The sequence below is a fragment of the Thalassotalea coralli genome, from assembly GCF_055786205.1.
Map to the genome: position 1 here is coordinate 180,281 of NZ_JBVVBK010000006.1, position 15,286 is coordinate 195,566.

The 15,286-nt window shown below is 40.5% G+C and carries 10 protein-coding genes and 1 other RNA gene; 9 read left to right on the forward strand and 2 right to left on the reverse strand.

Annotated elements, in window-relative coordinates:
• Positions 1-72 precede the first annotated feature (72 nt).
• From ACOB80_RS15720 to ACOB80_RS15740, 5 genes are all read left to right on the forward strand, one after another.
• Positions 73-699 carry a PEP-CTERM sorting domain-containing protein gene (locus ACOB80_RS15720; protein ID WP_473166808.1) on the forward strand — a complete coding sequence of 209 codons (627 nt, stop codon included), beginning with the start codon at positions 73-75 and terminating at the stop codon, positions 697-699.
• A 145-nt stretch (positions 700-844) separates the two neighbouring features.
• Entirely contained in the window at positions 845-2,119 is a 1,275-nt protein-coding gene (locus ACOB80_RS15725) for a hypothetical protein (protein ID WP_473166809.1), read from the forward strand.
• A gap of 14 nt (positions 2,120-2,133) precedes the next feature.
• Entirely contained in the window at positions 2,134-3,177 is a 1,044-nt protein-coding gene (locus ACOB80_RS15730) for a hypothetical protein (protein ID WP_473166810.1), read from the forward strand.
• Between the two features lie 29 nt (positions 3,178-3,206).
• On the forward strand, positions 3,207-3,641 hold the full coding sequence (locus tag ACOB80_RS15735; protein ID WP_473166811.1) for a hypothetical protein: 435 nt from the start codon (positions 3,207-3,209) through the stop codon (positions 3,639-3,641).
• Between the two features lie 95 nt (positions 3,642-3,736).
• The gene (locus ACOB80_RS15740) at positions 3,737-4,363 is read left to right on the forward strand and encodes a peptidoglycan recognition protein family protein (RefSeq protein ID WP_473166812.1); all 627 of its coding nucleotides are present in this window, start codon (positions 3,737-3,739) and stop codon (positions 4,361-4,363) included.
• Positions 4,364-5,227: 864 nt separating this feature from the next.
• Here the strand turns inward: ACOB80_RS15740 and rnpB are convergent.
• An RNA gene (gene rnpB, locus ACOB80_RS15745) (RNase P RNA component class A) lies at positions 5,228-5,633 on the reverse strand.
• Positions 5,634-5,847: 214 nt separating this feature from the next.
• Here rnpB and ACOB80_RS15750 point away from each other — a divergent pair.
• From ACOB80_RS15750 to ACOB80_RS15765, 4 genes are all read left to right on the forward strand, one after another.
• A complete protein-coding gene (locus ACOB80_RS15750) occupies positions 5,848-9,024 on the forward strand; it encodes a diguanylate cyclase (RefSeq protein ID WP_473166813.1) in 3,177 nt (1,058 codons plus the stop codon).
• 524 nt (positions 9,025-9,548) lie between these two features.
• Complete coding sequence (locus ACOB80_RS15755) at positions 9,549-10,277, forward strand: TetR/AcrR family transcriptional regulator (RefSeq protein ID WP_473166814.1); 729 nt, start codon at positions 9,549-9,551, stop codon at positions 10,275-10,277.
• Between the two features lie 51 nt (positions 10,278-10,328).
• A complete protein-coding gene (locus ACOB80_RS15760; RefSeq protein ID WP_473166815.1) occupies positions 10,329-11,450 on the forward strand; it encodes an efflux RND transporter periplasmic adaptor subunit in 1,122 nt (373 codons plus the stop codon).
• Between the two features lie 2 nt (positions 11,451-11,452).
• On the forward strand, positions 11,453-14,548 hold the full coding sequence (locus ACOB80_RS15765) for an efflux RND transporter permease subunit (protein ID WP_473166816.1): 3,096 nt from the start codon (positions 11,453-11,455) through the stop codon (positions 14,546-14,548).
• Positions 14,549-14,642: 94 nt separating this feature from the next.
• Here ACOB80_RS15765 and ACOB80_RS15770 read toward each other — a convergent pair whose 3' ends face one another.
• Positions 14,643-15,182, reverse strand: a complete 540-nt coding sequence (locus ACOB80_RS15770; protein WP_473166817.1) for a type II secretion system protein — start codon at positions 15,180-15,182, stop codon at positions 14,643-14,645.
• Positions 15,183-15,286: the final 104 nt, after the last annotated feature.

Genomic DNA, 15,286 nt, shown 5'->3' on the forward strand with positions numbered 1-15,286 from the left:
AGAAGTATAGAAATAGAAGAACAGTGTTCTTTACCTGGTATCTCAATCACGTCATTCAGTCAAGGAAATGGTATGAAATCGCTAATCCAAGCTTTTGTTTTGTCGTTAATTTTCAGTACAGCAAACGCCACATTAATTGAAGCTAATTACACTTTTAATGGAACCGAGTTTACCCTAGAAAGCGGCCAAGACGTTTTTAATATGGATTACCAAGAAGGTGATACCTTAAGACTTACTATATCGGCAAACGGTGAAGGCTCTTACTGGGACTTTAGTGGACATAGAACCCGTAGCTTTGATGGCTTTGATCTAGCGTTTTCTGAATCGAATTACCGTGGCATCGATGGCATGTATCGCTTCTATTTTGAAGATTCATTAATTAACGAGAGTTATTTTTACACTACACTCGATGATTACCGAGGCGGGCCTTACAGCCTGAGCGTACGAAACGTCGATTTCGTCGACAAATTCAGTATTGATTACAGGCTATTAGACTCTTCAGCGACGTCTAATCAGCTCGCACCAATCGACGCTTTTAGCGCAAATTGGTCTATATGGAACACTTTTGGTGGATTCAACGGCCGAGTGCCTTTTATCAACGGGCAAAGCACCTCGGTGCCAGAGCCTACATCATTAGCGCTACTCATTCTGAGCTTACTTGGCTTAGCGAGTACAAAACTGAGAAAGCGGAGTCAATAAGACGCCGCTCTAGCGATAGTTATATAGGAAACTTATCTACCGATACATTCTAGTTTTAAGTAGCCAGACAAGCAGAGGCGCTAACTTTACAATAGTGAAATAACGACTATTCTTAAAGGTCAACAGTAACCAAAGGGAATTGGTCATGACAGAAAACGCCAACCATCCTTCAACTGAAAGCAACCACGCGGAAACCTTAAACTTGCTCGCTGAAGACTACGTAGCGTCGCAGCAATCTTTTATAATTCGCGCCTTAAAATGCCCATTAAAAGCACAATACCTTACTGTCGCTGTCTTATTAATTTTTACCTTAATTTATGTAGTTTTAGTAAATTCAGGCGAAGAAGATTGTCCCGCCAACTGCGGCGCTAATACTTCAGAAAACTTTCTCAGTAAAGGCATAAAAGTCGAGCCATCTACACTCGAAATCATTTACTTAGAACATCAGCTCAATACTGAACTCACCCCAAATAAAATTGAGAAAATCAAAGAAACCCTTAAAACCAAATACGAAAAGCAAAGACTCTCAATAGTCGCAAGTAGAAAAAATGTCGCGGAAGCTGCTAAAACCGTATTATCAGAACGCCAAGGGTTAACATTCCTACCTGAATTATCGGGACAAGTAGATATTTACTTAAGTAAAACTAACGCAAAAGGCACAATCGCAGAGTTTCCGACGACAGAACTCTACAAAAAGCTAAAAACAAAGAAGGATGATAACGAGCTCCCTAAGTTTACGGCTCAAAGCTTTACGGGCGAAAACTCTGGTCAACAGGACTTTGACAGGCTGTGGGCTTTACTCTCTCAACAATATGAAAGAGAAAATACCTTTATCACTAGCGTAGAAGAATATATCAAAGGGATGGAGTCTTATTTATCCTTTAGCTGGTTAACGACAATTAATTGGCTAACACACTTGCTTTTCTGGACATGGTTTGGGGTTCTCATTAACAACATTGTTTGGTTAAGTCGCCTGGTAAAAAATAGGCAAGATAATGACGATCTTGAATACTCACCATGTGTGTATTTAACCCTTTACCCTAGGATTGTGATCGCCCCGTTTATTAGCATTACATTTTTAGCCATGGTGTCTGCTGGCATCGCTGATTTTGATATTACCAACCTTAATAACCTGCCAGCATTTTTAGTTGCCGCATTTTTCCTAGGCTTCATGTCCGAGTCTGTCACGATAAGAATGCGCCAGCTATTTAACAAACTATTAGATTCTATTTCCTACCAAAAGCAACCGACACTAAGTTTGGCGCAAATAGAGCCGGTAGCAAGCTACTCACCATTGAAAAATGATTCTTTGGCGGCTTTAGAAACCAATATGAGGCAAACGGCTGAGGCTACCCTTAGCAAAAACAGCATTCAAAACAAGTTGGTCGAGAATGCACGACTAGATAAAAAGACACTATAGACAAGGACAGTAAGATGAACACTTACCTCAAAAAGCTAAGTTTGAGACTGAGCATAATCTGCCTAATTGGCTTTCTCACTGGTTGTGTCGCTAATCAAGAATTAAGTGATGCTGTTAAACAGATGAATGAAGCAAATGAGGCTGCAAGTAATTTAATATCAAAACTAAAAACAAAAGACGAACTTCTCTCGGCACGCAATAAAACGCTGACGGAAACTCAAAGACAAAATACGATTACTTCCATCGAAAAGCTCCATCGTGAAAAAAAAGTAGAAATATTGGAATTTCGCTTAGAGCAGGAAAGCAAGCTTATTGGCTTTAAAGAGAGAGCGCTAGAAGAAGCACAATCATACATAAATGAGAAAATGATTGGGTTAAATGCATCGGTGAGTTCCGCAGAGAGAATAGCAGAGTCGCTTTATGATGAAAGTAAAAAATTTCCTGATGATAAAGAATTGAAACAGCAAGCTGCGTTAGCAGCTGCCGATTATTTCGGTCGACTGGCAGAAAGAAACGACATTGAACTGTCTTCAAAAAAAGCTTTGACAGCTTCATTAGAACAAGAAATAACGCTAGCGAGAGCTAACCTAAAAAAATTGTTTGACGAAAAACTAAGTGAACTGGATAGCGAAAAATCAAAAAAAATTAAAGCGGCAAAACAAATTTCACTATCTGTTGCCCCACTTTCTACAAAGACCTTTGAAGCACTAGAAGAGTGGACAAAAGACCAGGACGATGCGTTTCAATATATTCAGTCTTATGCAGACATCAACAACCCATTATCCGACCAAGGGATTTTAAGTAACATCGCCAATGGTTTTAAAGACGGCATTGTAAAGACCTTACTTGGCAAAAGTAACGACGTTCCTAGTAAAGAACAAATACTAGGCTCAGGAAAAGAGCTGCTTGAAGGTGTGACTGCCGACACCAAAAAAGAATTCGACAAAAAAGTAAAGGAGTTAAAAGAAGATGCTAAAGGTGTTCAAAAAACCCTTAAAGAAAAAGCGAAAGACTATCTCAATTCATTCAAATTAGAAATTGTAGAAAAGCTCGTTTAGTTTAGCGTCATCACTTTTAGGAGAAGATTATGAAACCCAATGAAAAACTATTTAACGCCTATGTCAGTGAAGAGTTTCGTAAAACAGCGGAACAAACACGAAAAGATGTAGATATGAAAATCAACGAATACATTAGCGAGTTTCGTACTAATTTAAACGATGTGGTCAAAGAAGTAGAGCAGAAAAACTTTACAGCAGAATTCACTGCTGAAAGCGACGCTGTAATTGAACAAGCTAAATCAGCGCAAGCGGAAGTGGAAAAAATAGACAGTATCATCGCTGAAATTGAGCAAGGAACAACAAACTTACAAGCTAAGCTAGTTGAACTTAAAAAAGCCAATGTCGCTTTGGATAAAAAGCTTAGTAGCATTGAAGATAAAGCAGTTAACTTTGGCTCAAATGTCGGCAAGTTTGTCGGCGCTACAGTGAAACGCGTGGTAACAGGTGGGCTCGGTAGCTTCTAATACAATAGACGCGAAATTGAAACATAAGCCAAGAATTACCGTAGATGATTGACAGAAAATACAACTGCAACCAATTTTTGAAAGGAGAGCCAGTCATGGAACCTCAATATTTAGTCCTTCACACCGCCGCTTATTCCGGACGAAATTGCGATGCAAACGTAATTGATAGTTGGCACAAACAAAGAGGCTGGCAAGGTATTGGCTATCACTACGTCATTTTAAATAATCGCCATGACAACAAGCCTGATGGAGAATTAGAAAAAGGGCGAAGAGATACAACTCCTGGCGCACATTGCCTCGGATTAAACGATAAATCGTTAGGTATTTGTTGTATTGGCCATGGAGACAAAGAAGACTTTACCGAAAAACAATACATTACCTTAATTGGCCTTTGTCGTGATTTAATGGCAAAGCACCATATCCCAGTAGAAAATGTCATTGGCCACAGAGAAATTAATACCCTTGTCGATAAGGGAAGAGTGTCATCACGTTACCGCACCTCTAAAACGTGTCCAGGCACATTAGTTAATATGGACAATATTCGCCAGTTAATAAGAAATTACGGCCATGACGAAAAAGCTGCTCAACCGTCTAGTTTCGACAAAGAAGTTGCCGACGCATTACAAATCTTACAAAATAAAAAGCACTTATATCCAAATGCTATCGATGAACTTACTGAGTTTGCTACGCACCCAGAAGTTATGTCGTTGTTAGAAAAGTAATGTTCAAATGGCTTTTTCCACAAAAAAGCCTCGATATTGCTATCGAGGCTTTTCTAAGAAATTAATGAGTTAGCACATAAGCCGGGTTCTGTATCCCCTTATTACCTAAATAAAAAGAGGTGACAATCATTCGTCTAGGCCTTAAATCGCTCTAAGGCTCAAGCAACCTACCCGGTTTCAACGCGAGCCACGCACTTACTATAAAAAGTAACGAAAACCTATTTGGTCTTGCTCCGAGTGGCCAGTGGTATTAGCACCCCTGCTGCCAACTGTTACCAGTGGTTAAATAAAAAAAGCCTCGATATTGCTACCGAGGCTTTTCTAAGAAATTAATGAGTTAGCACATAAGCCGGGTTCTGTACCCTCTTAATACCAAGATAAAAAGAGGTGACAATCATTCGTCTAGGCCTTAAATCGCTCTAAGGCTCAAGCAACCTACCCGGTTTCAACGCGAGCCACGCACTTACTATAAAAAGTAAAGAAACCCTATTTGGTCTTGCTCCGAGTGGCCTGTGGTTTTGGCACCCCTGCTGCCAACTGTTACCAATGGCAATATAAAAAAGCCTCGATATTGCTACCGAGGCTTTTCTAAGAATTTGATGAGTTAGCACATAAGCCGGGCTCTGTATCCCCTTATTACCTAAATAAAAAGAGGTGACAATCATTCGTCTAGGCCTTAAATCGCTCTAAGGCTCAAGCAACCTACCCGATTTCAACGCGAGCCACGCACTTACTGTAAAAAGTAAAGAAACCCTGTTTGGTCTTGCTCCGAGTGGCCTGTGGTTTTGGCACCCCTGCTGCCAACTGTTACCAGTGGTTAAATAAAAAAAGCCTCGATATTGCTACCGAGGCTTTTCTAAGAAATTAATGAGTTAGCACATAAGCCGGGTTCTGTATCCTCAAAAGAGGTGACAATCATTCGTCTAGGCCTTAAATCGCTCTAAGGCTCAAGCAACCTACCCGGTTTCAACGCGAGCCACGCACTTACTATAAAAAGTAAAGAAACCCTATTTGGTCTTGCTCCGAGTGGAGTTTACCCTGCTGCCAACTGTTACCAGTGGCCCGGTGCGCTCTTACCGCACCCTTTCACCCTTACCGGCACAAATGTGCTTAGGCGGTCTTCTCTCTGCTGCACTTGTCGTCGGCTTACGCCGCCCAGACGTTATCTGGCACTCTGCTCTATGGAGCCCGGACTTTCCTCCCCTTGTCCTGTCTACCATCAGCAAAGCGTTTGGTACAACGAACAAGCAGCGATTGTCTAGCTAACTCGCGGCGCATTGTAACCTAATGCAATGGCTCTTGCTATGCCAATTGGCAATTATAACTACTTGAACAAGCTTATAGATAAATACTATTACCTTGCCTAGTTAAGCAATTGGTGGTTTATTCGACATCGCGATAGACTATGTTATTGTTTATGTGTTCATTATCTGAGTTTTGCATTAAATATGTTGCGTACTGTTCTCAAATTCGCCTTAAGTATTGTGTTGACATTAAACATTGGTTTAATGTCAAGCCAAGCTCAAGAGCCTGAAAATTGGCAATGGCACGACACTATTTTTAAAAACTTCACTGCTAAAAGTGGATTACCTCAGGGATACATTGGATCAATCGCCGAAGATCATTTTGGCTTTATTTGGTTACTAACCGCAGAAGGCTTAGTTCGATTCGATGGCACTAAGTTTGAAAAAGTATCGACCACTTTTCAACAACAAGAATTAAACATTAATCGCTTTATCTTCGACACTAAGTCGCTATGGTTAAACACCAAGCAAGGCTTATTTCGTTTTGATACCGAGACAAGAACATTAGACAAAGTCTCCCTTAACAACATTGTTCCAGCCAACATTAAAGCAATTGCCATTGGCTCACCAAATTCACCCACGATTTGGGCTGCAACAACGAAAAAAGTGCTAAAAATAAGCCGTCAACCTTTTGCAGTTGAATCGTTTGATTTGCCTTTAGCTACAACACCTGAAAATTTACGAATTTTTAGCTTAGTCGCCAGTAAAGAAAATACGATTTGGCTGGGAACAAGTCACGGCCTATTTTATAAGAAAGCACAAGATTCTCAATTTTCCTTCTTTGATCTTTCCAATTGGTTGCCAACTAGCCAGCGAATTTCGGCAATCATTCAAACTAGCGATGGTAATATTTGGGTAGGCACACCAAGAGCCGGTATTGTCATTATCGATGCAAGCTTTAAGGCATCGAAGCCTGAAATCCCAGATTTTAAACAAGAATGGATATACTCTCTCGCACAGGTCTCTCCTGATAACATTTGGCTTGGCATACATGGTCAAGGGATCATAGAGTTAAATTTAACCGCAGACAATTCTCGTAGAATTCAACATAACCGCTTGATCGCGTCTAGCTTGCCCAGTAATGAAATTTGGAAAATATTTAAATCGAGCAATAACTTGGTATGGGTAATTAGCAGCAAGGGTATTAGCTTACACAACCCTGCGCGCGGTTTTATTAAATCCATTTACGGCGATACCGGAAACGTAAAAGGGCTATCTGATCAGAATATTAATGCGCTAGCGGAAGATAAAAGTGGCAACATATGGCTTGGTCTTAGAGGCAAAGGACTAGATATTGTTTCTCCTCAGTCAGGCTTAATCAACCACTTTACAACAAACCCTGATAAGCCAGAAACCAACTTACCTGGCGGTGCGGTAGAAACGCTACAATTGTTACCTGACGGCCAAGCGATTATCGGCAGTAACTGGGGCATGTATTATTTTGATTCGCCAACCTTGCAACGAATAAATACACCTACCAGACACAGTGAGAAATATACCGGCGCTCTATTTGCAAGCCAACAACATCTATGGGCGGGCGGCACTGATGGTCTTTGGCGCTTTAACCACAGTCAAGGTCAATTGAGCACTGCAAAACATATTTCTATAGATAACCCTAGTTTTACCGATCAGCGTGTCTCTATTATCAAACCGACCATGAAAAAAGGAGAAGTCCTTGCTGGTACCTGGAGTGGTCTAAACTGGGTTGATGCAAATGGTACTCTCACCTATCGATTACCAAATGAAGAGCTCGCAGGCTTCCCGTTTGAAAGTAAATATATATCTACCTTTTTTTATGATGATAATAGTCGCCTATGGATAGCCACAGAAGGCTCCGGAATTTATGTATCTGAGGCGGCGCCTTATCCTAAACATTTTACTCAACTTAACAAGAACAAAGGATTGTCTAGCAATGTAGTGAAAGCAATGCAGCCTGACCAATATGGAAATGTATGGGTAGGAACGTCTGCCGGTATTGATGTAATAAACGTCGAAACTTTGCAAATAGAGCAACTCGCGCCCCATTATAGCGGGTTATTTTCCCCTTATTATCGAAACGCCGCTATTTTAACATCTAGTGGAGAAGTTCTTTTTGGCGGAAATGGTGGAATAAATATAATCGATGGCAGACACTGGCAAAGTCAAAATCGCTTTGCTCCCTTAGTGTTAACTACATCAACAATAGGAGATAAGCATTATTACGCTCCTCACTTGCATTCAAGCGTTGAACAACCACTCTTAATCCCCCCACAAAGTAATAAACTCTCGATAGAATTTACCACTTTAGATTTTGAAAATGCAGATACTGTAAAGTATCGCTATCGGTTATTAGGGTTAAGTGATAAATGGTTAGAAGCAGATGCTGAACACCGCATCGCAACCTATACCACCCTTCCGCCTGGCGATTACTCATTAGAAATTCAACACACTAATCGTATTGGCCAATGGAGCCCTCAAACACAATCAATTTATATTAAAGTTCAGCCCCTTTGGTATCAAACCCTATTGGCAAAAATCTGTTTCGTATTACTCGCTGGTGCTTTTGTTTTTGGCATAGTCCGTATACGAACCCTTGCTTTAAATGAAAGACGACGTTTTCTGGAAGAACAAGTAAGACTGAGAACCCTTAGCCTAGAAAAAACCACAAAAGAGTTAAAGGAAAAGTCCGAAGCCTTAGCCAAAGCCAGCGTGACAGACCCTCTGACTAAGCTAAACAATAGACGTTTCTTAGAGAAGAACATGCCAACTGAAATGGCTCTAGTGGCAAGAAAATACCATGGTCACCTTCCGCTATCTAAGCCCATCGCTGGTGCAGATATGGTGTTTTTTCTAATAGACATAGATCACTTTAAAGAAGTCAACGATCAACATGGTCATCAAGTTGGCGACCAAGTTCTCATCGAGTTTAGTAATCGACTGAAAACCATCGCAAGAGAAAGTGACTACCTAGTAAGGTGGGGCGGCGAAGAGTTTTTGCTAGTTGTTCGCGAAACATCGAGAGAGCTAGCTTCTACCTTAGCACAGCGAATTTGTCACGCTATCGCAAATGAACCATTTAACCCGAATGAACAACTAACCTTAAAGGTCACTTGCTCTATTGGTTACGTACCTTGTCCATTAGGTAAAGCGCAGGGTAAAGAAATGAGCTGGTTAGAATGTGTAGATTTCGCCGACAAAGCCCTATATACCGCTAAAAACGCGGGAAGAAATGCATGGGTGGGTGCTGAATTTATATGCAGCCCACAACTGTCTACATCGGAAAATATTCCGTCCGAAAACAATCATAGTCAGCTACAGCTCAGCAGTAATCTTGATTCCTTATTAGTGGAAATTACTTGGCAAGAGCTTAATGGTTAATAACGAGAACCTGCAAAAGATAAAAAGGAAATTATAACGACTAGGGCGTGTTGATCTTTCAAGGCTATTTTTGCAGCAATTTATCATGTTTTTATACAAGACAGAGCTTATGCCGTGTGGTTATTCCACATAAATAAGCGATAACGCAGTAGAAAGGCATGATAAATGCTGTCCTTTGGATTCGTTTACATGCATTTTTCTCATTGTTACTTGCTCTGTGCGTAGAATAACTATGCGTATCACAAGTGCCGCGATAAAAACGCATTTAATCCGAACAAAATTTAACCCTGAAAGATCAACACGCCCTAATTACTAACCGTTTAGTTTTCTTAATTTTTCTTATAACCCCTCCTTATTTTACCTACCAATCACCCCAAAATTTAACGATCAAAGGATCTTAATTTGTTGACAAACTAGTTACATTCGATAACAATAACCACATTCGAACGCTATTCGAATGAAATACGAATAGCGTTCTAAAGTATGATTTATGAGTTAAACAATAGTTAAAAAGTGAGTAAATTATGGCTCCTGCGCCTAAATATAGCCCTGAAGAACAAGAAGAGTTAATCCTAAATGCTGCCGCCGAATGCATTGCTGAAACGTCGCTGCTGGATTTCACTATGTCTGCCGTTTCAAAAAAAGCAGGCCTTTCTATGGGGAGTATTTACAAGCATGTGCAATGTAAGGAAGACATTATCTTCGCGTTAGCGACTCGAGTGTTTCAATTTCATCGTGAAATCTTCGATCGTATTTTAACCTTAGATTTGACTACCCCAGAGCGAATCATCGCAATCTTGATGCTAAGCCCAAAGAAAATGCAGGTGTACCCTTTCGACAGCCATTTAGAATCTTTTGCCGGTAATGAGTTAATCATTACTCGAGTATCGTCACTGTGGACAGATCGCATGGTAAAGGCTCACGAAAAATGTGAGCAAATTTTTAATAAATGTATGAACCAAGCAGCTTTTTCAGGTGAATTAAAACTTAACGGCGATACGCAACGTTCAATCAGTGAAATTAATTATGGCTGTTGGGCAATGGCAGTTGGCTTCCAGTATGTTGATCGTATGACTCAGATTCGAAACATATCTGAAGGTAATACTGAATTGCTAGCAGAGCCTGCAAAAACAGATGCGCCCGTTATTCGTAATATGCACCGTTTACTTAACTCATTTGAATGGCAACAACCGCTAGATGAAGCGGGGATTGAAAAAGTTGCCCATGTACTTACCGAGTGTGGCCTTCGTTAGCGCAAACAGGTCACCTATAACAGTTTTTTATAATATTTTTGGAGAGTTTTCATGAAATTGCATCGCTGGTTCGTGGCGTTATTCGTCGTCGCACTCACCGTAACAAGTCTAGGCTTCGTTAAATTCCAACAAATTCAGGCAGCTATCGCTATGGCGGAAGCTTTTCCTGAACCTTCGGCTGCAGTAAAAGCAACTGTGACTGAAATTACTGATCATCAAAATTTCTATCAAGTCACCGGACAAACTCAAGCCACTCAAGTGGTTAACTTGCAAACTGAGTTAGCAGGAAAAATTACTTCCGTTAATTTTCAAGCGGGTGACTTAGTTCAAAAAGGCCAATTGTTGCTAAGCCTTGACGTTTCTCAAGAGCAAGCACAATTAAAAGCCGCTAAAGCAAATTTGTCATTAGCAACTTCTACACTATCTCGTATTACTAAGTTACTTAAGCAGAAAAAAGTGAGTGAGCAAGAATATGACAATGCCACTGCACAACGTGCAATCGCTCAATCTGACGTAGAAAACTTAAAATCGATCATCAATAAGAAGCAAATTAGAGCACCATTTGCTGGTCAAGTTGGCTTAGAAACTTATCAAGTAGGTCAGTATTTACCTATGAACAGTTCGGTAACGACCTTAATTGGTCAAGAATCCACGCTGTGGGTTGACTTTCAAGTAGCGCAAACACAAAAACACTTAATTGTGGGTGAAAAAGTGGTAGTACAAGCTATTGGCAACAACAACCTAGATAGCTTAGAAGCAACCATTATCGCAGTGAATAGTGAGATTAAGGCAAACTCTCGTCATTTAAAATATCGTGCAGCAATTGACAATGGCGCTAAGTATTTTAAACACAATGAAATTGTTCAGGTGCACATTTATCAAATCGACAATTCAGTGGTGTTAGTACCAAACTCTGCGGTGACTCGTACTCATCAAGGAACTTACCTATATACATTGAATAAAGATGAGCAAGGTAATTTCCGCGCCAAACGTGTACCTGTAGAATTAGGGCAACGTGATGCCAACCAACACGTTGTTTTATCAGGTATAAGCTCAGGCCAACTTATTGCGACTGAAGGTGCATTTAAGTTACGTGAAGGCCTATTAGTGTACCCACAAACCGAGCAACCTGAAACGTACACGCTTGCAGGTGCATTAGGTAAAGGAGAATAATCATGTCTTCGTCTAATAAACCTTACAGTCAAAAGGCCTTGATGGATATTTTCATCAAAAAGCCTGTATTAGCTATAGTGCTTTCATTGTTAATTGTACTGGCCGGTATATATGCCTCTTCAGGTATATCCGTTCAGCAATACCCAAAAATTGAAAGTGCTTCACTTGTTATAACAACTACTTACACTGGCGCTTCCGCTGATGTGGTAAAGGGATTCGTGACAGAACCTATTGAACGAGTTGCATCAACGGTACCTGGTGTAGATTACGTAGACTCTCATACCACTTCTGGTAATAGTAAAGTCACAGCGTGGCTAAACCTAAACCACAATACTAACGACGCTTTAACCGAGTTAAGTACGCGCTTAAGCCAAATTGCTTTTGAATTACCACAAGGCGCGGAAGATCCTTCGGTATCGGTTGTTAGAACAGACAGCCCGTACGCTATATTTTACCTTGATGTTTTTGCACCTAACCAAGCTAGAAGTGAAGTTACTGATTACTTATCGCGTAATATCACCCCTATCATTGGCGATATTCCTGGTGTTCAAAAAGTTACGCTAGAAGGTGGCAGAAACCCTGCGATGCGTATTTGGTTAGATCAAGATAAATTAGCCGTATTTAACTTAAGCCCTCAACAGGTATTTGCAGCATTGCGAGCAAATAATACTATCGCGACATTAGGTTATAGCGAAAGTAATCGCCAGCGTGTTGATATTATGGCAAACACCACCCTCAAAACTGCTGCTGATTTTGAGCAACTTGTTGTCGCTGACATCGACGGTGCGCAAATCCGCTTAGCAGACATAGCTAAAGTAGAGGTAGGTGAAGAAGAAGGTTATGTAGACGCACGCCTTGACCACGATACCACCATATTTTTGGCAGTATGGCCACTACCGGGTTCAAATGAAATTGAAATTGGTGATGCGCTGTATAAAAAGCTAGATAACATTAATGCCAACTTACCTAATGATATGAAAATTAACATAGGTTATGACGGTACGCTTTATATGCGTGATGCTATTAAAGAGATATTCACTACTTTAATTGAAACGGTATTATTGGTGGGCATCGTCGTTGTCGCCATGATGGGGTCATTTAGAACAGCTTTAGTACCTCTTATTACTATTCCAATCTCTATTTTAGGTGCAATTGGTGTAATGTCGCTGATGGGCTTTTCATTAAACCTGTTAACCATCCTAGCTATCGTATTATCAGTTGGCCTGGTCGTTGATGACGCCATCGTTGTTGTTGAGAATGTTGCTCGTCATATGCGAGAAGGAAAAGGTCGTATTGAAGCCGCCTTATTAAGTTCAAGACAGTTACTTGTTCCTGTCATCGCGATGACACTAACCTTAGCTGCGGTATATGCACCAATCGGCTTTTTGTCAGGACTTACAGGATTCTTGTTTAGAGAATTCGCCTTCACCTTAGCAGTAGCAGTATTAATTTCCGGTGTGGTTGCTATTACATTGTCGCCAATTATGAGTGCTTTTGTTTCTCCTGAAGGTGGCCAAGAAGGAAAATTAACGAAGAAAATTAATGGCGGTTTTTCTAATCTTCAATTGAAGTACATGAAGGTATTGGAAAAAATGTTCGAGTGGCGCTACCAGGTTATTACCGTTGCAGTAATTTTCAGCTTACTTGTCGTGCCTTTCTATATGTTCTCACAAAAAGAGCTAGCGCCTGTAGAAGATCAAAGTAGCATTCAAGTGGTAGTAGAAGCACCGCCAGAGTCTTCTCTTAACTACACATCTGCAAGCATGAATAACGCGGTAGACGTATTAAAAACTACCGAAGGCAGTAAGTTTGTATGGCAAATTATTAATGCGGCTGCAGGTTTCGGTGGTGTAGAGCTTGCTCCACCTGAAGAACGCGAGCGCACGGTTCACGAATTACTTCCAGAGCTATATGGCAAACTGGGCAGTGTAAATGAATTAACGTTACTACCAATTTTACCAGCAGCTTTACCTACGGCAGGTCAATTCGATGTTGAAATGGTAGTTAGAACCAATGATGACGTTAATAAAATGCGTGAATTCGCTGAACAAATAATTGGTCAAGCCTATCAAACCGGTAACTTTATGTTTGTTGATACTGATTTGAAAATTGATTTACCACAAGCAGAGCTGATTATCGATAGAACATTAGTTGCCGACTTAGGTTTGAGCTTAGCACAAATTAACGACCAGCTTAGCGTGTTGATGTCTAACAACTACGTCAATCATTACAATGACAATGGCAAAGCTTACCGCGTTATCCCTGTTGTCGACAAAGCGCAGAAGTATAACCCTGAGCACATTCTTGATATGCAAATAAGCACACCGGCAGGTGAACTTATTAAAGTCTCTAGTTTTGCTAAATTAGTGCCAGTAACAGGCCCAAGAGTATTAGGCTCTTTTAATCAGCAGAGTTCGTTCCGTATTTACGGTGGTATTTTACCTCACGTAACTAAAGAGCAAGCGTTATCAAGTCTTGAGCAAATTGCTGCTGGCTTATTACCTCAGAATTACTCTATTGATTACGCAGGAGAATCACGCCAGTTACGTAAAGAAGGTAATACTATGGTTAGTGTATTACTGGTATCTTTGATTGTGGTATTCTTTGTACTAACCATACAATTTAACAGTTTCCGTGACCCACTAGTGGTATTACTTGGCTGTGCTCCTTTAGCGTTAGCTGGCGCGTTAAGCCTGCCATTCTTAGGGCTAACCTCGATTAATATCTACTCACAAATAGGTTTAATTACTTTAATCGGCTTAATTGCGAAAAACGGTATCCTAATTGTTGAGTTTGCCAACCACATGCAAGAACAAGGCTTGGATAAGCTAGCTGCAGTAAAAGAAGCGGCGGCAACGCGATTACGTCCTATCCTGATGACAACGGCAGCAACAGTTCTTGGTCACTTCCCGCTAGTATTAGTGACTGGAGCAGGTGCTGAGGCTCGTAATAGTATCGGTATTATTCTTGTAGCAGGTATGATAATTGGTACCTTATTTACTTTAATTTTATTGCCAATCATTTACACAGCTTTAGCGTCAAATCATCAACCTAAAGAGGTGAAAAAGGAAACGCCAAGTTTAGCTGTAGCGGCCTAATACCTATTACCAATTTAATTAAATATTTAATGTAATAGGTATAGTAATTTTTGGAAATAATCTAACAAAAACGCCTGTCTGGACAGGCGTTTTTTTATATGGATACGGTAACTTTACCGGTAGTGGAATCGTAAAGAAAACTAAAGCGGCCGTCATCAGTAGAAGTATAAGAACAAACACCAGCACCTTCATAATTAACAATAAACTCAGCACTGTTATCGGTAGCCCCTTTGTCAACACCGTTTTCAATTAACACGACCCAAAGTGACAAACAGTCATCGTCATTATCAGTCGTTAGCACGGTATCAGGGCCAGCATAACTTTGTACCGGCCAACCGTTAACCGAAATATCTACCTGCCCTGCTGCACCTGCGCCATAGAGCTGAATATCGTTTCGCTCATTAACGTCAGATGGAGAACCAAGTGCTCGCCATTTTAGATTGCTTAAATTCACACCTGCCTGCAAGGCAGCCGCGTTTTGTTGAACTTTCGCAATAATGGCATCTGACTTTAAATCAACGACTTTTGGCAAAGCCGTCATCGCTAAAATGCCTAAAATTACAATAACAACTATTAATTCTATTAGCGTAAAACCTGCTGAAGAGGGCTTACCAAGGTTTATAGCGCACTTCACTATCTAGGCCTTCATTGCTCATTTTACATAATGTATTCAAACGATAACATAATCAAAGCAATGTATTAAGCGTAGAAATGTTACTAAGTTGATGATACTAGCTC